Below are 26,245 nucleotides of genomic sequence, written 5' to 3' on the forward strand. Positions count from 1 at the left end.
CTACCTCCTATTACAGCCCAACTCGGCCCATGCCGTTAATGACTTTATCAAGACATTCATCCATGACCGATACCATCCGGGCTGCGGCATTGTAAGCTTGTTGGAACATGATCATGTTAGAAGTTTCCTCATCAAGTGATACACCAGAGACCGATTGTCGGCGATTATCTACTTGTTTCATGATGACATCTGAATTGCCCACCATTCGTCCTGCTTCTTGCGAGTCTATGCCAAGTTGGGCAATAATATTTTGAAAATAATCGTTTATCGTGGTTGTTGTTCCATTTAAATCAATTGTATTCTTGGAGCGGATATCAGCAATAGCCTGAGCATTTTTCCCGTTTCCGCTAGATGATGTGGTAGTGCCATCAGCATTTGTTACCTCAATGGAGGCAGCTGCTATTAAGTCCAATGATTTCATAATGTCAGAGTTAACAGAAATTGTATCTGCTGTTGTTCCTGTGAAAAACGGAACAACTGGCGTTTTATCACCTTTTATATTATTTAAATTTAATCCTTCAGCATGTTGGTTATTGATCGCTGTTGCAAATTCATTCACCATTTCATTTAATTTGCTTTGAATATCGGGAATGATACCACCTTTAGTAGTCCCATATGATTCAATTCGACCCATTAACTCTCCCGATTCTAATGTAACCGTCTTCTCATTTTGATCTGGATCGACCAATTTAATATTTTGGGGATCGATCAGATTAGTGGCAGAATCAAATCCGATGGTAAGTTTACTAGCTTTATTACCTGAAACTAATACCCCATCGCCGATAGAAACCGTCACCATGCCGTTTTTATCAGGCACAGTATTGACATTTACTATTTTTGATAATTGATCCAATAAAAGATCACGTTGGTCATATAAATCATTTGGCTGATAATTGTTTGGCACTAACCGTGAGATTTGGTCATTTAGGCTCGCGATCTGGCTTGCCAAAGAATTTACTTCATTCGTTTTTGTATTAATAACTGTGTTAAGATCTGTCTTCATTTGGGTCAATGAATTGGAAAAATAATTAAAGGTGTCTGCCACTGCAACCCCACTTTGTCTTACTACAGCACGTGCCGCAGCACTATCAGGGTTCTTCGCTAATTCCTGCCAACTATTCCAAAATTGATCCATTACATGTGATAATCCGGTTTCTGATGGTTCGTTTAACAACTCTTCCACTTTTGATAACGTGTCACCTTTTGCTTCCCAGTAGCCTAAATTCTTGTTCTCACCACGATATTGAACATCCAGATAATCTTCTCTTAAACGTACGATTTTATTAACCTCGACACCTGTCCCCAATTGTGCAGGGGAAGTAGTGGTATTCATGCTCGGAACGGGAATCGCTTTGGTTGCCTGCAACTCAGCCCTCTGCCTGGTATATCCTTTCGTATTTGAATTGGAAATGTTATGTCCAGTTGTAGAAAGTGCAGTCTGTTGGGCATATAAAGCTCTTTTTCCGATTTCTAAACCATGAAACGTTGAAGTCAACTAATTCCCCTCCCAATCAATATGTGTCTATATTTTTGCATCTAGCAAATTAGAATAACGATTTTTACTTTTTGGTCCATATCCAATGGATGGTTCTTTCCTTACATGCATCCCGATCATAAACTGTGTATAGGAGAGAGAGGTCTGAATTAATTGTTGATTACTCTCGTTTAACTGCGAGATTTCACGAATTAAGCTGCGAAGTTGTTTCGCTAGCCCTGATAAATTAGTTCCGTATTCCACATCTCCCTGGACCTTCAACAATTCCTCTATAGTAGAGTCCTTTTCAGGGAGTCCCTTCCCTACCAAATACACTTTTACCAGAGCTTTTCTTTGCTCTTCAAGTTTTTGAATTTCTTCCGTACAAGAGCTCTCACGATAAATTATATTTTGAAGCTGGTTGATGTCCCCTTCCACGAGTACACTTCTTTTCTCTTTTGCTAAATCAAGCAACTGAGAGTGAACACCCACCATAGCTTCAAGTGTTTGGATAATCAATTTTATGGGATCCATTTTTTTATCACTCACTCAGAAGTTTTCCAATAATCCAGCATTTTTTCAGCAATCTTGTTGCTGTCTACCTGATAAGTTCCGTCAGCAATTTGCTGTTTAATATCTTGAATTCGTTGTTGTCGTGATGTTTGTTCAGACTTCATCGCTTGAGAAATCTCCATTCCTTTTGAAGAGATCGTTACATTCGTTGAAGTAGTTGATTTTTTATTTATATTAGTTATATTTGAACGGTTCTGTTGATTTTGGTAGGAATAAAAACCGTATCTCGTGTCATTTATTCTCATTTGACAGTCCCCTCCTATTCCTGATATTACTATTATCGGCAAGTCTAAAATAAAGTTTAGTCCAATATGTCATTTCGGCTTTATTTATTTACTATCCTTTTCATTCCTTAAACATTTTACCAAAATAATAAACATTTTTCACGTAAATATAGAAAAAAGAGGAGTATGGTGAAATTTACTCCTCTTTTTCCTATTTAAAGTTTGAACTTGTTCAATTCTTGATCCAGCAGCTCAGATAATTCCTTTAAACCGGCAGCGTGCTGGGTAAAAGAGCTCATCGTTGCAGAAATTTGCTCAGCAGAGGCTGAAACTTCTTCCGTTGCTGCCGCTGTTTCTTCTGAAACAGCCGTAATACTCTCGATTTCCTGGCTCACTGTTTCTTTGTTCGTTTGACTGTCCGTTACTGATACTTCAACATCCTGAACCTTTTGCGCAAGTTCGCGAATCGAAGTCAAAATCTCTTGAAAAATCGCTTTTGTTTCGTCGACAGCCACATCCTGTTCGGTAACAGCTTGATTGGTTCGTTGCATGGCCGTAACGGCTTGTTTCACGACTGTTTTAATACTATCAACAATTTTCTTGATCTCATCAGCTGATGCTTTTGATTGTTCCGCTAACTTTCTTACTTCATTAGCGACAACCGCAAAGCCTCTGCCATGTTCCCCTGCTCTCGCTGATTCGATTGAAGCGTTAAGTGAAAGTAAATTAGTCTGTTCGGTAATCTTAGTAATGGCTTCGATAATCGTATTAATTTCTTCCATTCTTCCATCCACTTGGTTAATAATCGAAGCTACCTCATTCGTGGAAGATTTTGTTTCAGCTGCCTTATCGGTAAGAAGTTCTACCTGGTTTAGACCCTTGTTGCTTAATTCCATTGAATAATTAGAAACATGATTCATATTGCCAGTTGCAACGGATATTTCATCCAATTGCAGTGATAAATCTTTCATCTGATCGTGCCCAACTTGGACATTTTTTGCCTGAAGACTAGAACCTTGTGCAATTTGCTCAATCGCAATGGCCACTTCTGAAATGGCAGCACTTGTTTCCTTGGTCATGCCGGATAATTGTGAAGATGTCTCCAATACCCGTTTTGAAGTGTCACCAACTTTTTGCAAGGAAGATGATAATTGCTCCATGGTGTCATTAAAGCTGTTTTCAAGGTCTTTAAACTCATCATTGGAGGCCACAGCAACCCTTGCAGAAAAATCTCCTTTTGCAGCTGTATCCAATGCATCTCGAACGATCCTAATATTCTTAGCCATTTTACTGCCAAAGAAGAAGGCAAAGGATGCTGTTAACAACCCAAAGATGGCGGTTAAGAGCCAACCGATATTTCTGATTTTATTGGCACTCTCAATGATCTCTGATTCTTCAAGTGCTGAAACAAATTTCCATCCTGTCTTATCATTGGTTGTATAGGAGGAAAAATTATCTACACCATTCATTTGATACTGACTCTGACCTTCTTTATGAGACTCCAAATCTTTCCATAAAGATAGTTTGGTCACATAATCAGAGCCGATTTTATTAATGTTTGGATGGGCAATAATTTTACCATCCTCACCAACTATGATCATATAGCCGTGCTTTCCAACCTTAATACTGCTGATGGATTTCGAAAAATTATCAATGTTCAAATCCACAGCAGCAACCCCTACCGCCTGGCCATTTTTATCTAAGACGGTCTGTGAAATGGTTAAGACCAATTTTTTGGTTAAAGCATCCACATAGGGTTCACTATAAAACGGCTTACCATTATTTTTTATTGCTCCTGTGTACCAATCTCTTACGGTTGGATCATAGCCTTCTGGCAATTGTTGCTTTGGTGCAATAATCATGTCCTTTTTCGATGAGGCAAAATAAACACTTTGATAATCATGATTGGTTTTTAGCGTACCTTCCAATAGGAAAGATCCATAGGTTGCATTCATCGGGTTTTGATAGAACTCCGTGAAGTTGATGTTGTTGGCAACCAATTGTAACTGACTGTTCACTCCATCAATTTTATAATCCAATCCAACACTTGATTGCTTGGTTACTTGCAAAGCAGAATTCGTAACCTCTGTGTGGAGCACCTTTTGTGTATACATATTAGAGATCAGCGCAATTGAAATAGTTGGAATAATAGATACAGCCGTCATTCCCGTTATTAACTTAAACTTACCACTTTTTAAAATTGAGTTGGTTTTTCCTTGTCTATTTTGTTTCATGGTATACCTCCTAGTTGTATGTTCTTGTTGTTAATAATATTTAAAGGGGGGTTAATTCAATTTAAATTTCTTTAACTCCTCTTCAAGCCGTTCGGATAATTCTTTTAATCCTGCTGCATGTTGGGTAAAGGAAATCATGGTAGCTGATATTTGTTCGGCAGAGGCAGAAACTTCTTCCGTTGCGGCAGCGGTCTGTTCTGAAACAGCCGTTATACTATCGATTTCGTGACTAACGGTATCCTTATTGGTTTGACTTTCTTTTACTGAAACTTCAACATTCACAACCTTTTGAGTCAAATCCTGAACGGAGGTTAGAATGTCGTGAAAGATGGCTTTTGTTTCTATTACTGCCTGGTCTTGTTCATTTACGGCGAGATTCGTACGATCCATCGCTTCAACTGCTTGTTTGACAACCCCTTTAATGCTATCGACAATTCGCTTAATTTCATCGGCGGACGCTTTAGATTGTTCTGCCAATTTTCTTACTTCATTCGCTACCACTGCAAAACCTCTGCCGTGTTCACCAGCCCTTGCCGATTCAATCGAGGCATTGAGTGAAAGTAAGTTGGTTTGTTCGGTAATTTTCGTAATCGCATCAATGATGGTATTGATCTCCTCCATTCTCACATCAACATCTTTAATAATCGAAGCCACTTCAAGGGTAGAAGATTTTGTTTCCGCTGCTTTATCAGTTAAAAGAACAACTCGCTCCAATCCCTTATTACTTAATTCCATTGAATGCTGGGATACATGGTTCATGTTGGCAGTTGCGGAAGAGATATCATCTAATTTTTCCGATAGACCTTTCATTTGATCGTAGCCAACCTGGACGTTTTTCGCTTGTAATCCGGCACCCTGAGCAATTTGTTCAATGGAAATCGCCACTTCTGAAATGGCAGCACTTGTTTCTTTAGTCATTCCGGATAATTGAGCGGATGTTGATAATACCTGTTTCGAGGTATCATCCACTTTTTGAAGTGAGTTAGATAATTGCTCCATCGTGTGATTGAAGCTTTCTTCCAATTCTTTAAATTCGTCTTGCGTTTTTACAGATACCCTTGCGGAAAAATCCCCTTTGGACGCTGTTTGCAAGGCATTTTTAACAGCAAGAATATTTCTCAAAACGCCTCTTGAGATGAAATACGCGCAAAGTGCGGACAATACCCCAAATATAGCTGTTAACAGCCAACCAATATTTCGAACTTGATCAGAGCTTTTGGTAATTTCCGCATTGTCCATTTGGGAAACGAACTTCCAATGGGTTGAGTTATTTGTAGTAAAGGCGGAAAAAGTTTCGGTTCCATTCAATTTATAGTTGCTGTAGCCTTCATTTTCTTTTTGGATATGATTCCAAACAGATAGTTTACTTGCATCAGCACCTATTTTCTTGGCATTTGGATGGAATATATACTTCCCGTCCCCACCAATAATGGTCATGAAACCTTTATCCCCGATCACAATATTTTTCATAGAATTTGAAAAATTGCCCATATCAAGGTCGATCCCCACAACCCCGACCAATTGTCCATTTTGATCCTTAACAGCCTTGGAAAGGGTTAACACTAATTGCCCAGTCCCCTCATCTTTGTATGGTTCACTAAAAAATACCTGGCCGTCTTTCTTGACAGCACCAAGGTACCAATCACGTGAAGTAGGGTCGTAGCCTTCGGGAAGTTCCGTATTCGGTGCACTTAACATTTCCTTTTTTATATTCGCGAAATAGACAAAAGCATATTCTTTATTTGTTTTTAGCGTCTCTTGCAATAAATCGTTTGCATATTTTGGCGCTTCTGGGATTTTGTAATAATCCGTAAAGTCAATGTTGTTTGACAATAAATCAAGCTGACTGATTACCCCTTGAATCTTAAATTCAAGACTTTTACTAGCCTCTTTTGTTAATTGTAAAGTAGATTTTGATACTTGATTGGACATGACATCCTGAGTATAGATATTTGATATGATCGCAATCGATATCGTTGGAACAATTGCCACTGCCGTCATTCCTGCAATCAATTTCGTTTTTGTACTCTTAAATTTATATTTTGATGTAGTTCTTTGATCCTTTTCCATCTTAATGCCTCCTTTTTAAGCATTTTTTGATAGGTATGTATGATGATATTATTATTATTATCGGAATAATATTTAAATAGTTTAATTGATTTGAATAAACAAAAATAAACCAGTACCTGTTAAATACTGGTTCTATTGGGTTACCTCGTGTTATCGATGTTTCCCCCAACAAAATCAATCTCCAATCCTTGCTTCTGCCGCAGATAGATTTCGGTTTTACCGGGAGTATAATTATGGATGGGCTTATTTTGTATAGAATTTATTTCAGCTCCGCCCGGTTTCCAGGAAATATGTACCTCTGCAGGTGTGAATTGAATTTTTACTGATCCTGGACTAGGTATAAAAGTAATATTGAAATCAGCAGGCTGTGGATTTGCCTTTTCAGCTGCCTGAGCCACAATAGCATCCGTTTTATTCTGAATAGCAGCCATTTGGTCCCCTTTTTCGGCTATTTCGGCAATGGCCTGTAGACCATCCTGCTTGGCATTATCAATAAACTCTGCCTTTAGAACAGTAAGTGATTTAAACCCGAGTTGCTCCCATGCTTCCTCTTGATCAACAACTAGCTTCGACGGTGTTCGCTCTATATTCATTTCTGATGGTATTTGTTTAATGGAAAGATCCGCAGGAACCTGTTTAATTTCTTGGACAGGTTGTATCGTCCTCATTCCAATCTGTGCATAGGTTTGATGCAATCGAATTTGAAGTAAATGCATGAAATCACCGCCTTTAGAGCTTAGCTATTCTTGTTATGCCTTTTTATCTACTAATAAGCCAAGATAATCCTCCATCGCCGCATACATATCCAGCAATTTTTTCGGAGGTATTTCTTTTACGACTTCGTTGGTTTGGTCATCCACAATAGCCACATAATATTTTTGTAATTCTTCGTGATATTGAAATTTCAAATGTGTCGTAGATGCTTTCAAGAAATCATTTAAACTGTTAATGACTTTTTCAGTTTTTTCTTTGGTTAATTGTTGGTTTTGTTTAGACTGATCTTGCGGCTGATCTAGTGAAACTTCTTTTGTTTTTTCCGTTTGCTCTACGGGATCTACTTGTTTTACCTGAAAATCTGTGGCTTGGGTATTTAAATTGGATAATTTGTCGATCATTTTTCCTCTCACCCTTTTTTCATACTTTCTTTTTATTTTATCGGTATTAGGGAGGAATTGTTTAGTTAATGGAGGGGATTGATGGAAAATTTATTAATAATAAGTATTTTTAGTTAAAGAGTATATGCGATAACATAGTTAATGAAATAAAGTATAGTAAAAGTAAAAGGGGCTTTGTCTGAACAAAGCCCCTACTAATATCATAATTAACGAAGAAGTTGAAGAACTCCTTGTGGTTGTTGGTTAGCTTGAGCCAACATTGCTTGTGCAGCTTGTGCAAGAATTGAATTCTTAGTTTGGTTCATCATTTCTTTCGCCATATCTACGTCACGGATACGAGATTCCGCAGCAGTTAGGTTTTCAGAAGATGTGCTCAAGTTGTTGATTGTATGTTCTAGACGGTTTTGAACAGCACCTAGTTTTGAACGTTCTGAGGAAACACTCTTAATAGCTGAATCCAAAGATGTTAAAGAATTAGCTGCTCCAGCTTGTGTAGAAACATCAACACCTGAAATTCCTAGTGCAGAAGAGCGCATATCATTAATTCCAAAAGTAATGGTTTGACCTTTATTTGCACCAATTTGGAATGTCATTCCACCATTACCAGATGCTTGAGTTTGAGCATCACTTAAACCTAAATCTTTAATTGTTGTTTCTCCAGTTAAATCTTTAAGAGAAATTTCTCCAGAATCGCTTTTAATTACAAAACGTCCGTCATCTGAAACGGATACAGTAACATTCTGAATAAATCCATCTTGTCCAGCTGTCTTTCCAGTAGAAGTGTTGTATGTTGAGATAGCATCATTGATTGAAGAAGCAAGGGTAGTAGCTACAGTAGACATAGCGTCACCATTATTACCAGTCATAGGAGTTGTTGAACCACCTACTCCGATTAACTTATCACCAATATACACATCAAATTTACCAGTTCCTGCAAGGTCTGTTCCATTATATGTGCTAGTTCCTACGTTAGCAGCAGCAGATTTATTACCAGCTGTATTAGACAGGAATGTTGCTCCAATAGAAGTTGCAGCTGCGTTATTTGATAATGTTACTTCTGATTTTGTTCCTGTAGTACTACTTGTTAATACAAGTTTATCAGTACCATCTGTGTAGCTTGTTACATGTCCTACGTTTTTACCAGATGCATCGATTGCAGTATTGATTGCATTTGTTAAAATGTCTCCAACCTCTTTGACTGTTGTAGAACTAGCTGTTGATAGGTTAGACTTCAATAAATCTTTTTGGTCTTGTGATAATAAATTATCCCAGTTTACATCAATTTTTTGTCCATCAACAGTAATTGTATCTGTTCCGAATGTTGCTGCAGAATGATCAGCTTTAATAGAAGTTGCTGATGTCATCTGTCCAGCAGTTAATTTTGCAACTGTACTACCAATTGTAGAATTTGAAGTTGAAGCTACTCCATCCGCTCCTCTTAAATTACCATTCAATAATTTTTGAGTATTAAATTCAGTTGTATTACCGATACGGTCGATTTCTGATTTCAATTGAGATACTTCATCTTGAATCGATTTACGGTCATCAGCAGTGTTTGTTCCGTTTGCTGATTGGTCAGCAAGTTCACGCACACGTTGAAGGATTGAATGTGTTTCGTTTAAAGCACCTTCAGCTGTTTGAATCATAGAAATACCATCTTGAGCATTTGCAGATGCTTGGTCTAAACCACGAATTTGTGCACGCATTTTTTCAGAGATTGCAAGACCTGCAGCGTCATCTCCTGCACGGTTAATACGAAGACCTGAAGATAATTTTTCCATTGATTTGCTTTGTGCATTTGATGCACTGTTCAATTGACGGTAAGTGTTAAGTGCCGCAATGTTGTGATTGATTTGCATGGTGATTTTTCCTCCCTTAAATTATAAAAAGTTTATTTTTTTGAATTATCTATAATAAACCCTATGGGTCTACTATTAAATTAAGGAACTTACTGAGCAAGAGTGAATTAACTTGAAATCAATTCATATTACAGTTTGATTTTCCGTTAGTCTTCTCTCGTATAACAATTCTTCCCGATAAACACTGATTTCTTTTGGCGCGTCGATTGCAAATCGAACTAAACCTGAGTCAGTTTGAAGAATTGTTACTTTTATCATTTCTCCGATTAAAAGAGTGTCGCCTATGATTCTTGCTCTTTTTTTTAACTTATCTCGAGTATCTTGATTTGGTATTACCCGAGAAATTTGAATGTCTTCTGGCGCTTCAATGGCGAGTTTAAGCTTTGAACCTAATTGTAGTGCGGTAACCTTAATATTGTCACCAATAATCACAGCTTGTCCAATCTCTCTGCCCACGATGAGCACCTTAACAGCCTCCAAACTCTTTTTTTCCTTACATTCTTATTATCGGATGATTTCAAGAATGGTTTAGAAGAATTTTAATTTTTTCTTAATTGTGTCATCCAAGGAATTCCTTGTTTTTTAAATTATCGGTTGTTAAACTATTTAGTTTAGTTCTTACCGATAATTTTTTATTCTTCGTTGAAGGACACATTGTAGTATTTCTTTTGGAAACTATTTAATTTTAGAAATACCATCTATCAATATTTATCGAACATCTTTATAAAATGTTTAGTCCTTTTTGAATTATTTTCATAAAAAAAAACACTGTTGAATTATGTAAATCAAAATTCAACAGTGCCATATTGTCTTATTAACTAAACTGTTGTGAAAGCCAGCTGCTTTGTGAGTTCATTTTCTGTATTGCCTTTTCCATTTCTCCATATTGTTTATATAATCTGTTTTCATAGGCACTAATTTTATCCTGTTCTTTATCAATGTTAGTGTCTAATGATTGGATTTGTTTATATAAATAACTTTTCGTATCACCCGTTGAATATAATGAGCCAGATAAATCACTAATCTGACTAATCGTCACATTTACCCGATCATATATCCTCCAAGCAAAGCCGCTATTTTTGTGCATATCGGTATCAGTTACTGTGGTAGAAGTACTATTGATTCCAGTGCCCTTATTTGTAAATAATTTTTTCACATCTTCAAGATTAGTTTTAAGGAACCCTTTAAGTTTATCTTCATCAATTACTAATTTACCATTATCCTTATAGTTGGTAGAGAGATTTATCCCGATATCTTTCAATGATGTAAAACCTGCAGAACCGCTATCAACACTGTTAGACAAACTATTGCGCATTTGTGTTAGGAACGTACTAAGAGTCGAATCGTTCTGAAATAAACCACTTTTGGCTTTATCCTCCCAAAGTTTGATATCAGCATCTTTCATATCTTTCTTTTGATCATCTAAAAGTGGCGGATAATCCCGGTATTTTTTTTCTGTTAATTTCCCATTTAAGTCAGCAATAAGTTCATTGTATTTATCTACAAAAGACTTAATACTATCAAAAATCCCTTGAGTATCACTAGCAACCTGTACAGAAATGTTGCTATTTGGTGCAACATTCCCTTTTAAATTAAAAGTAACCCCTTGAAAGGTAAAGGTGTTAGAGGATAAAGAAATGGTAGTATCATTTATGACAACTTTACCCGGTTCAGCATTTTTACTTGTCGCAATTGAATTCGCGATCTTTAATGAGTTGGTATTATCAATATCAGAAGTAGATAAATTAATAGCAGTTGTGTTATCTGTAGCAGTAAGTACTAATGACCCTGAAACATTGGTTGCTTTTATTTTAGTATTTGAAGTATGATTGTTTATTGCCAAAATCACATCATCTAAAGACATATTTGCTGTAAGATCAATATTCTCAACTGATGTATCTGCGTTGGTAAATGATAATGTCATGTCTTCATTTAGAGCTGCACCACCACTGTTAAAACTAACCATTGCCGGTTTTGCGGAGGTAGCCAATTGAACTTCTGATATGACAAAATCGGTTTGAGTACTTGTTCCGCCACTTGAAACTTCAACACGTGAATCACCTGATGTCACTGTCTGTTTATTAAATGTTGATTGCAACCGCAAAGATTCCATCGATTTCCGAAATTCATCAATCTTTTTATTCACATCACGATAAGCATCCTGTTTCCAAGTTGCTAAAGTTTTAGACTGTTGCATTTTGAATAATCGGGCACTCTTTACTTTAACCAAATTTGAGACTATTTCATCTGTATTCATCCCCGAAGCAAGACCAGTTACTCTTAAAGTATTGCTGGTATTGGTATTGGTATTGGTACTAACCATTTATATCACTCCTACATAAACATATAAATTAGCATTTATTTAACATTATCGGCTCAAAAAAAAATAAGTTAAGAGAATTTTTCCAGTTTCGTAATAGAAAAAAAGAGACGAAGTGCTCGCCTCAAAATTGTTATTTTAAAATGCCGTTCGCAATGCCCACCATTTGATCTGCATAAGAAATCGCCCGTGTGTTCATCTGGAAACTGCGTTGTGCAGTCATTAAATCTGTCATTTCTTGTGTTAAATCCACATTAGAACCCTCTAAATAGCCAGATGCAATCTGAGCCTCGCCTGGTGCCATTACTCTTACATAGCTGGCCGGATTCGCTCCTGCAGGCAACACACTAGTATCAATCACAAATTCATTATCGCCAACACTTTGTAAAACATGAGGATTTTGAATATCAGCGATACCAACCTGTTGTGGTGATATAAACTGTGCGCCATTGCCTGATTTATCGCGCAATTGCATTTGTCCCTTATCATCAAAACTTACTTCATAGTTCCCATTAAGCTCAATAGGGGATCCAGTTTGATCAAGTAAATAACCGCCGTTCGCATTGACCAAATGATAGTTTCCTGGACTTGTTGGGTCCGGGCTTAAATGAAAGCTTCCATCTCTTGTGTATTTCACTTCATTAGAACCGGGATATCCAATTTGAAAAAAACCTTTGCCTTGAATCATAAAATCGAACGGGTTATCTGTTTGGACTGCTTGACCTTGTGCTGTATCAAGTTGAGTAAGGCCTACTCGGACTCCGTAACTCAGACGAACTCCATTTGGGGTCATTCGGCCCACCTCTTGACTAGTCCGCCCTTGATTATTGATTTGTGAAGCGAGAACTTCAGAAAAACTCATGTCTTTGCGTTTAAAACCGTTGGTATTGACATTAGCTACGTTATTGGCGGCGGTATCAATTTTTTGCTGATATGCTTGTAAGGCACCTGACGAAATATATAGTGAAGTGTTCAAGTATCATATCTCCTGTTCTCTACGGTTTATCCGTTGATTTTTCCTACTGAAAACAGTTGCTGTAAAGATGTATCATAGACTCCGATTACTTTTTGATTGGCCTCATAGCCACGGACTGTTGTCATCATGTCCGTAATCGTTTGACCAGCATCAACATTTGACTGTTCCATAAAACCCTGCTGCAGCGAAAAACCGGGATTAGTCACACCAGTTTGAACATATTGCAGCGGAGTGTCAGATTGATATACGTTTCCGCCGATTCGTTTTAAATCATTTGGATTTTGCGCCATTGCTACACCAATTTGCCCTACTACTTTCGTTTTCGCAGGGTCATTCCCAAATAAAGTAACTTGTCCGTCATTGCTAATAGATAGATCTTCTTTATTAAAGCTATCAGTTATTTGAATTGGTTGATTGTTGGAACCAAGAATTTTGTACCCTTCAGAAGTTACCAAATTTCCATTTGCATCCAAGTCCCATTTCCCATTTCTGGTATACCCAATAGAACCATTAGCCAACTGTACGGTAAAAAATGCAGATGATTTTACTAGCTTGCCATTGACATTCTGTAATGGAAGACCAGAATCCTCAATAGCCACATCCAGTGGTTGGCTGGTTTGCACGAGAGTTCCTTGTGTGAAGTTAGGAATTCGCTCTTGTGTATAAACCCCATTAGCCAGTTCGCCGATTTGAGCTTTTTGACCAGGAACCTTCCCTACATTGCCATTTTGGAAGTCGTTGATCCGTTGCAGTAGTAGTTTGGGAAAGGCTCGTTGTACTGCATCATCTTTTTTATAACCTGGTGTTTGAACATTGGCTAAATTATCTGCCAGCGTCTCTTGTTTTCGTTCCAGGGAAAACATCCCGGAAGCAGCAGAATACAATCCTCGAATCATGTGTATACTCCTCTCCTAGGCATCATCTTGATTTGCCAGCTGCAAAATCAATGATACCTCTCCGACACCTTTTTCTAGTTTTTTTGCAATTTCATCAATGGTCATACCCTGCTGGTGCAATGCAAAAATATCTTTATAGCGGTCATTCAAAAATAAGGAAGGTTCCTTTTTCACCGGTTCGACTGGTTTCGGAGCAGCATAAGTCACCTGTTTCTCGACCCTTAACTCCTCCATTTTCTTTAATAGGATTTTCTGCTGTTTGCTGAGTTCAATCTTCAGCTCATTCATTTCATTCATCATGTCTCTTTGATTTTCTAAGATTTTTTGATCCAGAATCATTTGTGTTCCTGTATCCTGTTGTGGTTTCTTTTTTAATACCACGATCAACAGGACAATTAAATTCACCGATAATAGTCCGATAAATATATAATTCAGAATCGACATCTCCCTTCTGAACTATTTACGTGTATAAATTAATCAATAATCCTTTAATTTCTCCAATTTGCTCTAAAATAGACAGACCGTTATTTTGTTGATTTAATACCTGATCCGTTAATTCAACTAATTTTTTGTCAATTACTTGAACGGTTTTGAGGGTTTTGTTACCGCTGTACGGGTCCCAGCTTTCAGATTGATAAATATTCATGCCTTTGTTTGTGACTTCACCCATAAACTTTTTAACTAAGTCCTTGTATTTTCTTAATTCCTGAAAAGTGGGTTTGTCGTTTAATTTCTGACCCTGTTGATCAATTTCTTCTAGAAGCTGCTGCAGGTGATCCTGGGTAAGCTCTTTTGAATAGGAGCTCATGATTTTTTGAAAAGATGTTGAGCTTGTCGTGGAACGTTCGTTTTGGATAACACGAAGGTCGCCCATATTATACCTTGTCTGATCTTGAATTTTCAAAATGGGATTCACCTCTTACCTTCAATCAAAAAATATCAAAATCTCTTGTAATTATACCTTAAAAGTCAATAAAATTCATTTAATATTTATAGGAAAAAGCATAAAAAATAAAAAAACTCTTATCATCAAGATAAGAGTCAGTATCAAAATATCAAAAACTCAATCGCGAAATTCCTGTTTCTGGAACCATTTCTTCCGACTTGGTGTAATAGAACGTATCTTTGGTGTAAATTGGAACAAACTGGCTCTTAATATTGGAAATAGATTCTGCATGCCCCAGGAATAAATATCCATCTTTTTTCAGAGTGCTATAAAATTGATTAACAATTGATTTTTTCATGTCTTCATCAAAGTAGATCAACACATTACGGCAGAAGATAAAATCCAATTGGCCAAATTTTGAATACAGGTAAAAATCTGCCAGGTTAAATGCCTCAAAAGTAATCATTTGCTTAATTTCATTTTTTACTTCATAACCATCTTCGTGTTCAATGAAATATTTATTCAGGTACTTACTATTTTCAGGAAATCTTCTAAATGAAAAGGAGTTCTTAGAATAAAAGCCGGATTTTGCCTGGTCCAGCACCTTTTTATTTAAATCGGAAGCCATGATTCTAACTCGGTTTCCTGTTAAAGGTTCCATTTCCTTTGCTAGCATAGCTAATGAATAAGCCTCTTCTCCGGTAGAGCATGGGACGCACCATACTTGAATGGTTTTTCCGGATGTCTTCCTAAGTAAGTTCTGAAATTCCTGAAGCTGGTTAAATTCCCGGAAAAAATATGTCTCGTTAATGGTAATATACTCAACAAGTTTATCCCATTCTGTGCGGTTTTTTTGCAGATAAAACAGATATTCATCAATATTTAGGTTTAATTCCATTAGCCGTCTGGATACTTTTAAATCCAAGCTGGTGAGATTACTGCTGAAATCAATACCGCAATATTCTCGTATCAGTGTAGCCAGTTCAGATAGTTCCTGTTTTTTCACAATTTTACTCCTGATTTTATTTTATTAGAGGATTAGATTAGATTCTTAATTTGATTTAATTCCTCTAAGTTAGTTGTTTCATTTAATAATTTATTTATATCTAACAGGATTAACAGTCGGTCTGCTAATTTTGAGATTCCAATTAAATACGAAACATCTCTCGTTTCTAATAGGTTGGGATGCTGTACGGTCTCTGAAGGGATATCTAATACATCTGTTGCAGCATCGACGATTAAGCCAACTTCATTTCCTTCCACTTGAACAACGATTATACGTGCTTCGTCTAATACATCCGTCTTTATTCCAGTTAAGGCTGCCCGTAAATCGACAATAGGCGTTACGACTTCACGTATAGTTGCTACTCCTACTACATGCGGTAAGCGATTAGGATAGGGTGTCATTTCCGCCATACGTTCAATAGAAATGACCTGATTAATATGAACGGCATATTCTTCTTGACCTATTTTAAAAACTAATGCTTTAAAATCCTTCATTAAGCCATTCCTCATTTCAACAGAATCTAAGAATCTAAAAAGTTCTTAGATAAGAGCCGTTTTTGTTAGCTCATCCAATTTGATTAATATAATTAATCGTCCGTCTTTATTGACAACCCCGCCAAAAGCATCAAAATCAATGCCAGTGGCTGTAGCTTCTTCTAAATCCTCATTGGAGATATCCATCACATCACTAGTTTGATCGACAATTAAGCCAAGCTCGATATCATCATATTTTGAAATAATAATGCGAGCATGATCTGAATAAAGGGTTTCTCCTTGGTTTAATCGTTTTCGGAGGTCAATAACCGGAGTCACATTCCCCCGTAAATTGATGACACCTTTTACATACTCATGGGTGTTTGGAACCCTTGTTATGGGAAGAATCCGCTCAATGGATTGAACATAGTCAATGTTTAAACCATATTCTTCTTCTCCTAATTTAAAAATGACGATTTTAAATGTTTCCATTGTCCAAATACACCCTTTCTACACAAAAAACTGATTCGTATCAATAATTAAGGCAACTTCTCCATCGCCAAGGATGGTTGCTCCGGAAATGGCATATAATTGATTTAAATAGCGTCCTAAAGGTTTTAAGACGATTTCTTGTTGTCCTAGAACAGTATCAACCACCAATCCCATCGTTTTGTCACCTTTTCTTACGATGACAACATATAATTGGTGTTTTTCTGAATTCGATTCTACTTGAGGGACATGGAACACATCATTTAAGAATACCAATGGTACTACATGGCCTCTAAACTGAATCACTTTTTGCCCATGGAGGAGTGAAACCTCATCCTTTCCAACAGTTGTAATTTCAACGATCGAATTAAACGGAACAGCATACGTTTCCTTTTGAACCTTCACTAACATCGAATAAATGATCGATAAAGTTAATGGAAGTTGAACTCGGAAGGCTGAACCTTTTCCCAATGTCGAATCAATGGAAATCGTACCGCCTAATGATTCAATTTTAGATTTCACGACATCAAGACCTACACCGCGGCCGGAAATATCAGAAATTTTATCAGCGGTACTAAACCCTGACGATAAAATTAATTCATAAACCTGTTGATCTAAAAGTAAATCAGCTTCCTCTTGTTTCACAACACCACGTTCAATTGCTTTACTTAATACCTTATCACGATTAATACCGGCACCATCATCAATTACTTCGATAAACACATGATTTCCGCTATGATATGCCTTTAATAATACGGTACCTTCTTCCGGCTTATTATTAGCGATTCTATCCTCGGTAGATTCAAGACCATGGTCCAAGGCATTTCGTAGCAAATGGACTAATGGGTCACCAATTTCATCAATGACTGTACGGTCTAATTCTGTTTCGGCGCCCTCAACTACCAAATTGACCTTTTTATTGAGTTCCCTCGCTAAATCACGTACCATACGTGGAAAGCGGTTAAACACTTGCTCTACTGGCACCATTCTCATGTTTAATATCAGGCCCTGTAAATCAGTGGAAATCCGTGTCATATGTTCAACAGTTTCCGTTAAGTCCGTAAGCTGTGCTCTACGGGCGATTTGTTCTAATCTGCCGCGATCAATGATTAATTCACTAAAAAGGTTCATTAGATGATCTAATTTTTCACTATCAACCCGTATTGATTTAGACCGCTGTTTTTTCTTTGCATCTGGCTGTTCTGCTTGTGTGGCTGTGGATGTTTGACTGCTTGATGCCTTTGCCTTTGCAGCAGGAGCCTCCGCTTTAATTTCAGGTTTACTTTCTAACGTCTTTTTCTCTGAAATCGAAATAGCATCCACTTCAGAAATATTTAATAAGGGACTTTTAATTTTTTGTTCATCGAGTTCCGAAAGTAATAAAATCGAAAATGAATTTCCAAATTGATCTTCTTCAATTAACTCAACAGAAGGTTCAGTTTGAATGACTTCACCCAAATCCTCTAGGGCTTGGAAAACCATAAATGCCCGTACAGATTTCATAACACAATTCTCACTCAATTGTACGGTGATTTGAAAAGCATGATTACCAATTTTCTTAGCCTCATTAATGACCGCTAATTGATACTCATCGACGACCATTTCCACCGCAGCTGCTACTTCATCCTTCGCAGCGGCCTGTTCCGTTGGTGCAGAAAAGGATGGATCCTGAATTTGCTTAAGTTTTACGACAATGTCAGTTACATTTTCCTTTCCTTCTCCACCTAGTTCAATGTTGTCGACCATTTTCGCAATGAGGTCCACACACATAAATATAACGTCCATGATTTCTTCGTTTATTGATAATTTATCATTTCTAAGCAAATCCAGGACATTTTCCATTTCATGCGTTAATGACGCAAGGTCTTCAAAGCCCATGGAAGCGGCCATACCTTTAAGTGTATGAGCTGAACGGAAAATTTCGTTAATAATTGGGATATTTTCGGGTTCTGCCTCCAATTTTAATAGTTGGTCGTTTATCGCTTGCAAGTGTTCCTTTGATTCCTCAATAAACAACTCTCGATAATTATTAAAATCCATGTATAACTCCCCTTGTATATAGGAATCCGTTTCTAGCCTACGATCTTTATAAAAAAAGCGAGAGTGACCGGAAAAGACCCATACACATCTCGCTTTCATCACTAATTAAGAACAGCTATATATAAATCAGGCTTTCCATTCTTAGTTAGTTCGAGGTGCATTCACGAACCTACCGGCCTAAAACTTTTGAAATTGAATCCATTACCCGATCAGCTTGGAAAGGTTTCACGACAAAGTCTTTTGCCCCTGATTGGATTGCTTCTAATACCATCGGCTGTTGTCCCATGGCAGAGCACATGATGACATTTGCTTTTGGATCTATAGCTTTAATATTTTTTACTGCGGTAATACCATCCATTTCCGGCATGGTAATATCCATTGTTACCACATCTGGCTTTAATTCCTTATATTTTTCAATGGCATCTGCACCATTTACGGCTTCACCAACAACCTCAAGTCCATTTTTTACTAAAATATCTTTTAACATCATGCGCATAAATGCAGCATCATCAACGATTAGTACTTTAGTCATAATTAAATCTCCTCCCACAGTTTCATGGTTTTACTTAGTCATTCTTGCTAGTCGATCCATAGGATTGATGATATCGGTAATTCGGACACCGAAGTTCTCTTCAATGACAACAACTTCACCTTTGGCAATTAATTTATTATTCGCTAAAATATCTACCGGTTCTCCGGCCAGCTTGTCTAATTCAATAACAGCACCCGGCCCCAATTCAAGAATTTTACGAATTTGCATGTCGGTTCTTCCAAGTTCAACGGTTATATTCAATGGAATATCATAAAGCAAATCAAGGTTTGTTGGTGCAGAACTTGCAGGATTTGTTTCTGCAAATGCCGTAAATTCAACTTTTTGAACATTAGCTTGTACTGGTGGTGCACTGTATTGAGCTGCTCCCGAAGCAGCATTCGCAGTTGAACCATTTCCTAAATAACCTTGTTCATTCATGGATTGAACAGGTGGCGGAGTTTGCGGCCGAACTGGTGTTTCCACCATTTTTTCAACAACAGGAGCCGGTTCAGGCTGACTTCCACCGGAAAGTATTCGATGAATCATTTCTTTACTAAAAGATAGTGGTATGAACTGAATCATATTGGAATCAATTAAAGTACCAATTTTCAAATGGAAGGAAACTTCAATGATAATTTCTTCATCTAGTTCTTCAAGTTTTTTTGGTGGAAATCCAAGTACATCTACTGTAGGTGGTGAAATATCTACTTTTTCATGAAAAATAGTTGACATGGAAGTAGCGGCAGAACCCATCATTTGATTCATCGCTTCTTGGACAGCGCTTAAAGAGAGCTCTGATAATTCATCCTCCAGCACCGTGCCATCTCCACCCATCATTAAGCTGGCAATAATTTTCGCATCATGTTCTTTAATCATGAATAGATTCTTACCGCGGATTCCCGTTGTATAATCTACATGGACAGCCACATGACTCTCTTTGATTAACTCTTCCATTTTCTTTTGTTCAATGACAGCCATTGTGGGAGTCGTTATTTCAACTCTTTGATTTAACAATGTGGAAAGAGCTGTTGTAGAACTACCTAAAGCAATATTTCCGATTTCCCCAAGTGCATCCTGTTCGATTGGACTTAGGAAATCTTCAAGTGATATTGCCGGTTTGCTGTCATTCTGATTGAATAGTGCATCGATCTCTTCTTGAGACAATTGCATATCGCTCATACTAATCGTTCATCTCCTTCCATTTGGACCAATTGATCTATCTGGACAGCGTAATGTCCCTTTTTAACACCTGGATTCCCTAAAAATCTGGTGGATTTTCCGATTTTTAATTTGATCTTCCCGGTTTCAATCCCTACCACATCACCCACTTGCAGGTTCATTATTTCTGAAACCGGCAGTGTGGCACTTCCCAATTCGGCAATGACTGGAACATGAACGGCATCCAGATTCTGCTTGATTTTATCTTGTTGCGGATCATCAGCTTTAGACTTCGAGGTAAGCCATTGTTGTGCTGAGAGCTTTGGCAAGACCGGCTCTATGATCATATGTGGAAGACATAATGTCATTCTTCCAGAGACTTCGCCAATGGTCGTGCGAAAGGCAATAATAATAACCGTTTCATTCGGCGATGAAATCTGCAAAAATTGTGGGTTAGATTCAATGGCATCCCATTTCACATGAATGTTCTCGATATTTTCCCACGAATCATCATATACTTCAAAACCACGAGCAATGATCTTTTGGATTAAAGCTGTTTCGATTTCTGTTAAAGACCCATCCCGTTCAGTAGGATCCCCTTGGCCCCCAAGTAAACGCTCGATCATGGCATAGGCAACTTGAGGGTTTGCTTCTAATACCATTTTTCCATCCATTGGATTTACGTCAAAGACATTGAGAATCGTTTTAGAAGGAATGGATGAAATAAATTCACTATAGGTTACCTGATCAACTAAATCGATTTCAATTTGCACAAATGTTCTTAGTTGCGCGGATAGATAGGATGTTAACACCCGGGTAAAGTTTTCGTGAATACGCGTTATGCTTCGTAATTGTTCCTTCGAATAACGCATGGCACGTTTAAAATCATATACCTTCACTTTATCGTTTTGTTCTGATACATCGGATGCTTGCAGGTCGCCATTATTTAAGGCCAATAATAAGGCATCGATTTCCTGCTGCGATAATACATCTGCCAAATGGCATCCCCCTAACTCTTCCATGAGTTATTGAAACTAATTTCTATTTATCTAAAAACCTATCGTTTTAAGTTTACAATTTCTTCTAAAATCGAATCAGAAGTAGAGATAGTTCTGGCATTCGCCTGGAAGCCACGCTGTGCCACAATCATTTCAGTAAATTCTTCGGTTAAATCAACGTTTGACATTTCGAGAATACCTGCGTTTATAGTTCCTCCACTATTTTCGGTAACACGCCTTACATCAGCTTTGCCTGAGTTACCGGTTGCCTCAAACATGGTATTACCTATCTTTTTTAATCCCCCTGGATTGGTAACAACAGTTGTTGCAATTTGAATATTATTATTCGCATTACCCGTTCCATCATCTAGATAGAAGGATTTACCATCTGTAGTAGACAATTTACCCGAATTACCTTTGGAATCGACTACATTTATATACCCATACTGGTCAATAGAATAAGATGTAAAACTATTATTGGTTTTACTATCAGCTGTTATATTAATATTAACAGGTGTCGTGGTAGCTCCAGTATTAATTACCCCTTGAACATAATAACCATTTGAGTTAACAAGATCACCATTGGGATCTCTGGTAAAATTACCAGCTTTCGTTAAATACTGTTTCGCTCCATCTGGGGAAACAACGAAATAAGCATCACCATCAATAGCTAAATCAGTTCCTACGTTGGTTGTCATCGGAGATCCTGGCGTATTCACTGTTTCAATTGCTGAAATTTTTGTTCCAAGCCCGATTTGCTTAGGATTTACCCCACCAGTTGATGTGGTTGGAGCTGTTGCACCAGAAATATTTTGACTGATAATATCCTGAAACATAACACGGCTTTTCTTAAATCCAACAGTATTGACATTGGCAACGTTATTTCCAATTACATCTAATTTTGTTTGAAAGCCTTTCATACCGGAAACACCTGAATATAGTGATTTTAACATGTTACATTATTCCTCCTTGAATATAGGTGAGATTAGTTATTTCGATTCCGTTTGGCTTTGTTTGATTTCAGTCACATCATCAACCGACACTTTATCTTTTCCAACTAAAAAGTAGTAACTGCCATCCTGATAGGAAACTCCCGTAACAGTACCAGTAACAGGTGTTGTCCCCCCTGTAGGTGTATAGGTAACATCTTTGCCAATTGATACTGAATATTGCGTGATTTGCCTGTTAGCAAAATTCTCGAATGCCTTATTTAGATTGGTCATTTGTTCCAATGAACTAAATGTTGCCATCTGTGCAATAAAATCCTTATCTTGTAGAGGATTGGATGGATCTTGATGAGCTAATTGTGTAGTTAAAATTTTCAAAAAGTCATCTTTTCCTAAAATACTTTTTTCTTCCTGGGTTTGGGTTTTATTGAAGATGGAATTGTTATTAGAAGCGGCCGTAACATCAACCCAATTACTCATTTATTTTCTACTCCTTTTCTAGACAGTAAAATCTAATACAGAAACTTTCCCAGAGTATGATCCGCCATATGGACTTGGACTAGAATTTGGAATGGCATTTAATTCAAATTCTGACGAATCAGAATTTTTCTTTCTCTTTACATCCTCTTGACTTGGTACGTGATTCCTTTGGTCTCTTTGAGAATTAAAATGACCATTTTGAGCAAAAGATAAACTTGATTGATTGGCTGATGTGGTTTGCGTTTGAACGACGTCTATTTTTTGCAATTGGATTCCTTGCTGTTGTAAGGATTGCTTCAATTGCTGTAACTGACCTTCTAATGCTTCTTTCGCCATTGACGTATCCGTGACAATTTGCGCCGTAACCATCCCCTGCTGTGATGTAATTTTCACTTCAACATGACCAAGGTGCTCAGGATATAAGGAAAACTTTGCTTCGGTGCTTCCAACAGGACCATCCGTTATTTTTACAAATCGTCCAATCCATTCACTAATCTCTGGCGCAAATTCCGATACAGTTAAAACTGGAGATGGTGTTCCAGCTTCCGGTAAATCTGCATGGTTCATATTTTGTATAGACTGACTAGCTTGAATCCCATTGTTCGGTGTTAAAAACAATTGGTCCTTATCCAAGCTAATTTGTCTATTGGATGAATCCAATGCCTTCATTGACGGCTCTTTCAATTGATCATTTACAACTTGTGAGTCAAAATTAATTCCATTTAATTCTGTTTGGATTTTTTGTAAAATTTTTTTCTGAATATCATGTAAATTGTTCGTGTCCGATGTCTGATTCATGAGTTGCGAAACATCCTGAAACACCTTACCAAGATCAATAGGTGGTTGATTTTGACTATTTACCTTCTGAAACCATTTTGTCAGTTGTTCCTGTAGTTCATTTACATTATTTAAAATCAAGGGATTATTCTTTTGTTCATCACCTTTTGATGTTGAAATATTTGATCCATCAGGGGATGTTGATCCTGAATTTTGGATTTGCTGTAAACTTGCTAGTAAGGACGCAAGAATCATCTCTAACTGTTGCCAATCTTGTTCAGTAATAGTTGATTGATCAGCTTTAGTACTTCCAAGGTCTATATTTTGATTAGTCTCACTTACATCTTGATTCACATTTCCACCATTAATTAATGACGATAGTTGAACTGGACCAATCTGATTCGCCGTTAGATTTAATAGTGAATTGATTTTTCCATCTCCAGTTGTATCCGCACTTAACTTCTGAGGGGAAGCTGACTGGTCACTCGTACTAGATGCAAGTCCCATATTAAACAATGCCAAAATTTGATCAAAGGAATTGACTGGAACATCTGCAGCTTTATTTTTCCCTGTATCAATGTTGTTATTTTGATTTATTTTGATTGTTTGAGTGACATCCAAAAAAGGTTTCCCTCCTTCTAACTAATAAACTCCAATTATTAACCATTATAACTTATTTGCTCTAGATTCGTCATGACATTTTTTTGATAGGAAACATTTAAAAAAAGGATCATTTTGATTGGTATATCAAAACTATGACAAATGATATATAAATATAGTAATATTTAGCAAATCATTATATGATTGCGATAATTTCTTGATACATGCGACTTAACAAATATTGCCCATCAGCAAAACCTGCTTCCAGTACAGCTTTAGGCATGCCGTATACAACACATGACTCTTCTGCCTCAACCAAAACTCTTCCATTATATTTTTTCACGTAGGAACAGCCTTGAGTTCCATCTACTCCCATTCCAGTCAAAATAATGGCTAAAAGTCGGTCCGAATAAATCGGTGCAGCCGATGCCAAACTTATATCTACACATGGTTTATATAGTACTTTCGGAGTTTCCTGATTATCAATTTGGAAAACAACGGTTCCGTCCGCTCTTTTTTCAAATCTCGTTTGTTTTCCTGACGGTTCGATATAAATCGTCCCAGCTTTCAAAACTTCACCATTCTGTGCTTCCTTTACTTGTAAATGACATAGCGTATTAAACCGATCTGCGAGTGGCTTTGTAAAGCCTAGCGGCATATGCTGCGCCACGACAACCGGTATCGGAAAGTCATTAGGAAAATGTGGCAGAATAGCTTGTAAAGCAGATGGCCCTCCTGTAGAACAGCCGATAAAAACAAGATCCGTTTTTGATTTATTTAATTTTTTTGCACTCATGACGGGTGGTGGTTTCACGATTGTGTTTGTTACCGGTTTTATTTCCGTACTTTTATTCGCAAATTTAGTTTCCGCAATGCTTTTTAATCGTTGCAGAAACTCTAATGCCAGTTCACTGCCAATCTCACTCTTCAGTAGGGTGTCCTTTAGCATAAAGTCAGCAGCACCCAATTCCAACGCCTTGATTGTTTCTGCAGCCCCTTCTTTTGTTAAGGAACTAATCATACAAATTGGTACCGGATTGGTCTTCATAATCTGCTCCAATGCACCAATCCCATTTAATTCTGGCATCTCTATATCCATGGTAACAATATCCGGCTTTAATCGTTCTACCTTATCAATTGCGTCCAATCCGTTTCTGGCAATCCCCACCACATAAAGCTGCGAATCACTTTCAATCATTTGACTAAGAGCTCGTCTCATAAAAGCAGAGTCATCAACAACTAGTACTCCAAACTTTTTCATTTAGTATCTGTATCCTTTCGATAGTAAAAAGTTTTGTGAGAATCCACCTTTTGGAACCCTAATCCCAATTCTGTAATGGATTCAGCGTGGCCAAGAAATAAAAAGCCTCCTGGTGCTAATTTACGATGCAGGTGAATAATCACCTTTTTGGTCGTATCCTGATCAAAATAAATTAACACGTTCCGACAAAATACAACGTCGATGTCTGATAAGAAACTAGACCGACTGGTTTCTAATAAATTCAAATGTCGAAAAGTAACCATTTTTTGAATGGAATCATCGATTTTAAAACCATTATTCTGTTCCTGAAAGTACTTCTTCATGAACAAATCAGGGATTCTGCGGAAAGCAAAAGACCCTTTATGATACCAGCCTGTTTCTGCCTTTTGGAGAACTTTTTTATTAATATCAGTGGCAATAATCTCTACCGATCCTTGAGGGAATTTTCTGGTTTCCTGAATCAACATGGCTAATGTATATGGCTCTTCTCCTGTTGAACAGGCAGCACTCCAAATTTTTATTGGACGATTGCCCTTCATTTCTTTTAACATTGGCAATACGGTATGGCAGCATTCATTTAGTTGGTGTTCTTCACGATAAAAATATGTTTCATTAATGGTTAGGATTTCTACGAGTAGATCCCATTCAGCCGGGAATTTTGCAAGATAACTGCTGTAATCCCCAAAAGAAAGACCAAGCTCGCCTACCCTTTTCGCAAGTTTATCTTTTAGTGCCAGAAGTCTTCCACTATAATTTAATCCGCAGTAATGATAAATCAATTGGCTTAATTTCATCAAGTCATGGTCTATCATATTATCACCTATTATCTTTTTCATTTATAATTCTTAGGCTATGTT

25 protein-coding genes and 4 pseudogenes are annotated in these 26,245 nt (G+C 37.3%); all 29 read right to left on the minus strand.

Going from position 1 to position 26,245, the window contains the following annotated elements; translation table 11 throughout:
* Positions 1 to 10: 10 nt before the first annotated feature.
* A complete protein-coding gene (gene flgK / locus V7083_RS05330; protein WP_335476140.1) occupies positions 11 to 1,495 on the minus strand; it encodes a flagellar hook-associated protein FlgK in 1,485 nt (494 codons plus the stop codon).
* Between the two features lie 27 nt (positions 1,496 to 1,522).
* Positions 1,523 to 2,008, minus strand: a complete 486-nt coding sequence (locus V7083_RS05335; RefSeq protein WP_335476142.1) for a flagellar protein FlgN — start codon at positions 2,006 to 2,008, stop codon at positions 1,523 to 1,525.
* A gap of 11 nt (positions 2,009 to 2,019) precedes the next feature.
* Positions 2,020 to 2,292, minus strand: coding sequence for a flagellar biosynthesis anti-sigma factor FlgM (gene flgM / locus V7083_RS05340; protein WP_335476144.1), 273 nt, complete (start codon positions 2,290 to 2,292; stop codon positions 2,020 to 2,022).
* Between the two features lie 194 nt (positions 2,293 to 2,486).
* Positions 2,487 to 3,431 carry a methyl-accepting chemotaxis protein gene (locus V7083_RS23715; protein WP_438823696.1) on the minus strand — a complete coding sequence of 315 codons (945 nt, stop codon included), beginning with the start codon at positions 3,429 to 3,431 and terminating at the stop codon, positions 2,487 to 2,489.
* Positions 3,429 to 4,505, minus strand: a pseudogene (locus tag V7083_RS23720) (HAMP domain-containing protein); the annotation flags it as partial. The gene V7083_RS23715 and the pseudogene V7083_RS23720, both read right to left, overlap by 3 nt.
* A 51-nt stretch (positions 4,506 to 4,556) precedes the next feature.
* Positions 4,557 to 5,504 carry a methyl-accepting chemotaxis protein gene (locus tag V7083_RS23725; RefSeq protein ID WP_438823697.1) on the minus strand — a complete coding sequence of 316 codons (948 nt, stop codon included), beginning with the start codon at positions 5,502 to 5,504 and terminating at the stop codon, positions 4,557 to 4,559.
* Positions 5,502 to 6,575, minus strand: a pseudogene (locus V7083_RS23730) (HAMP domain-containing protein); the annotation flags it as partial. The pseudogene V7083_RS23730 and the gene V7083_RS23725, both read right to left, overlap by 3 nt.
* Before the next feature lie 140 nt (positions 6,576 to 6,715).
* On the minus strand, positions 6,716 to 7,291 hold the full coding sequence (locus V7083_RS05355) for a DUF6470 family protein (protein ID WP_335476149.1): 576 nt from the start codon (positions 7,289 to 7,291) through the stop codon (positions 6,716 to 6,718).
* Between the two features lie 33 nt (positions 7,292 to 7,324).
* Positions 7,325 to 7,690, minus strand: coding sequence for a flagellar protein FlaG (gene flaG, locus V7083_RS05360; protein ID WP_335476151.1), 366 nt, complete (start codon positions 7,688 to 7,690; stop codon positions 7,325 to 7,327).
* Positions 7,691 to 7,896: 206 nt separating this feature from the next.
* A pseudogene (locus V7083_RS23735) lies at positions 7,897 to 8,151 on the minus strand (flagellin); the annotation flags it as partial.
* Positions 8,152 to 9,192: 1,041 nt separating this feature from the next.
* Positions 9,193 to 9,549 (minus strand): annotated as a pseudogene (locus V7083_RS23740) (flagellin); the annotation flags it as partial.
* 123 nt (positions 9,550 to 9,672) lie between these two features.
* On the minus strand, positions 9,673 to 10,014 hold the full coding sequence (locus V7083_RS05370; RefSeq protein WP_335476154.1) for a carbon storage regulator: 342 nt from the start codon (positions 10,012 to 10,014) through the stop codon (positions 9,673 to 9,675).
* A gap of 349 nt (positions 10,015 to 10,363) precedes the next feature.
* Positions 10,364 to 11,872, minus strand: coding sequence for a flagellar filament capping protein FliD (fliD, locus tag V7083_RS05375; protein ID WP_335476156.1), 1,509 nt, complete (start codon positions 11,870 to 11,872; stop codon positions 10,364 to 10,366).
* Between the two features lie 130 nt (positions 11,873 to 12,002).
* Positions 12,003 to 12,845, minus strand: a complete 843-nt coding sequence (locus tag V7083_RS05380; protein ID WP_335476158.1) for a flagellar hook-basal body protein — start codon at positions 12,843 to 12,845, stop codon at positions 12,003 to 12,005.
* A gap of 26 nt (positions 12,846 to 12,871) precedes the next feature.
* The gene (locus V7083_RS05385) at positions 12,872 to 13,741 is read right to left on the minus strand and encodes a flagellar hook-basal body protein (protein ID WP_335476160.1); all 870 of its coding nucleotides are present in this window, start codon (positions 13,739 to 13,741) and stop codon (positions 12,872 to 12,874) included.
* Positions 13,742 to 13,756: 15 nt separating this feature from the next.
* Positions 13,757 to 14,185: a DUF6115 domain-containing protein gene (locus tag V7083_RS05390; RefSeq protein ID WP_335476162.1), complete on the minus strand. Its 429-nt coding sequence runs from the start codon at positions 14,183 to 14,185 to the stop codon at positions 13,757 to 13,759.
* Positions 14,186 to 14,201: 16 nt separating this feature from the next.
* A complete protein-coding gene (locus V7083_RS05395; protein ID WP_335476164.1) occupies positions 14,202 to 14,645 on the minus strand; it encodes a YaaR family protein in 444 nt (147 codons plus the stop codon).
* A 151-nt stretch (positions 14,646 to 14,796) separates the two neighbouring features.
* Positions 14,797 to 15,633 (minus strand): CheR family methyltransferase, encoded by an 837-nt coding sequence (locus tag V7083_RS05400; RefSeq protein ID WP_335476165.1) that lies wholly within the window; start codon positions 15,631 to 15,633, stop codon positions 14,797 to 14,799.
* Positions 15,634 to 15,665: 32 nt separating this feature from the next.
* Complete coding sequence (locus V7083_RS05405) at positions 15,666 to 16,127, minus strand: chemotaxis protein CheW (RefSeq protein ID WP_335476167.1); 462 nt, start codon at positions 16,125 to 16,127, stop codon at positions 15,666 to 15,668.
* Between the two features lie 45 nt (positions 16,128 to 16,172).
* A complete protein-coding gene (locus tag V7083_RS05410) occupies positions 16,173 to 16,598 on the minus strand; it encodes a chemotaxis protein CheW (RefSeq protein ID WP_335476168.1) in 426 nt (141 codons plus the stop codon).
* 18 nt (positions 16,599 to 16,616) lie between these two features.
* Complete coding sequence (locus V7083_RS05415; protein ID WP_335476170.1) at positions 16,617 to 18,635, minus strand: chemotaxis protein CheA; 2,019 nt, start codon at positions 18,633 to 18,635, stop codon at positions 16,617 to 16,619.
* A gap of 169 nt (positions 18,636 to 18,804) precedes the next feature.
* The gene (locus V7083_RS05420; RefSeq protein WP_335476191.1) at positions 18,805 to 19,170 is read right to left on the minus strand and encodes a response regulator; all 366 of its coding nucleotides are present in this window, start codon (positions 19,168 to 19,170) and stop codon (positions 18,805 to 18,807) included.
* A gap of 27 nt (positions 19,171 to 19,197) precedes the next feature.
* On the minus strand, positions 19,198 to 20,346 hold the full coding sequence (gene fliY, locus V7083_RS05425) for a flagellar motor switch phosphatase FliY (RefSeq protein WP_335476172.1): 1,149 nt from the start codon (positions 20,344 to 20,346) through the stop codon (positions 19,198 to 19,200).
* Positions 20,343 to 21,323 carry a flagellar motor switch protein FliM gene (gene fliM, locus V7083_RS05430; RefSeq protein ID WP_335476174.1) on the minus strand — a complete coding sequence of 327 codons (981 nt, stop codon included), beginning with the start codon at positions 21,321 to 21,323 and terminating at the stop codon, positions 20,343 to 20,345. The genes fliY and fliM overlap by 4 nt, the downstream gene beginning before the upstream one ends.
* Before the next feature lie 59 nt (positions 21,324 to 21,382).
* Positions 21,383 to 22,276: a flagellar hook-basal body complex protein gene (locus V7083_RS05435; protein WP_335476177.1), complete on the minus strand. Its 894-nt coding sequence runs from the start codon at positions 22,274 to 22,276 to the stop codon at positions 21,383 to 21,385.
* 36 nt (positions 22,277 to 22,312) lie between these two features.
* Complete coding sequence (gene flgD, locus V7083_RS05440) at positions 22,313 to 22,750, minus strand: flagellar hook assembly protein FlgD (protein ID WP_335476179.1); 438 nt, start codon at positions 22,748 to 22,750, stop codon at positions 22,313 to 22,315.
* An 18-nt stretch (positions 22,751 to 22,768) separates the two neighbouring features.
* A complete protein-coding gene (locus tag V7083_RS05445) occupies positions 22,769 to 24,148 on the minus strand; it encodes a flagellar hook-length control protein FliK (protein ID WP_335476181.1) in 1,380 nt (459 codons plus the stop codon).
* A gap of 175 nt (positions 24,149 to 24,323) precedes the next feature.
* Positions 24,324 to 25,388, minus strand: a complete 1,065-nt coding sequence (locus V7083_RS05450) for a protein-glutamate methylesterase/protein-glutamine glutaminase (protein ID WP_335476183.1) — start codon at positions 25,386 to 25,388, stop codon at positions 24,324 to 24,326.
* Positions 25,385 to 26,224 carry a CheR family methyltransferase gene (locus V7083_RS05455; protein ID WP_335476185.1) on the minus strand — a complete coding sequence of 280 codons (840 nt, stop codon included), beginning with the start codon at positions 26,222 to 26,224 and terminating at the stop codon, positions 25,385 to 25,387. Before V7083_RS05455 ends, V7083_RS05450 begins: the two co-directional genes overlap by 4 nt.
* Positions 26,225 to 26,245: the final 21 nt, after the last annotated feature.

This window comes from Bacillus sp. JJ1764 (genome assembly GCF_036962145.1).
Lineage (GTDB): Bacteria > Bacillota > Bacilli > Bacillales > Cytobacillaceae > Neobacillus.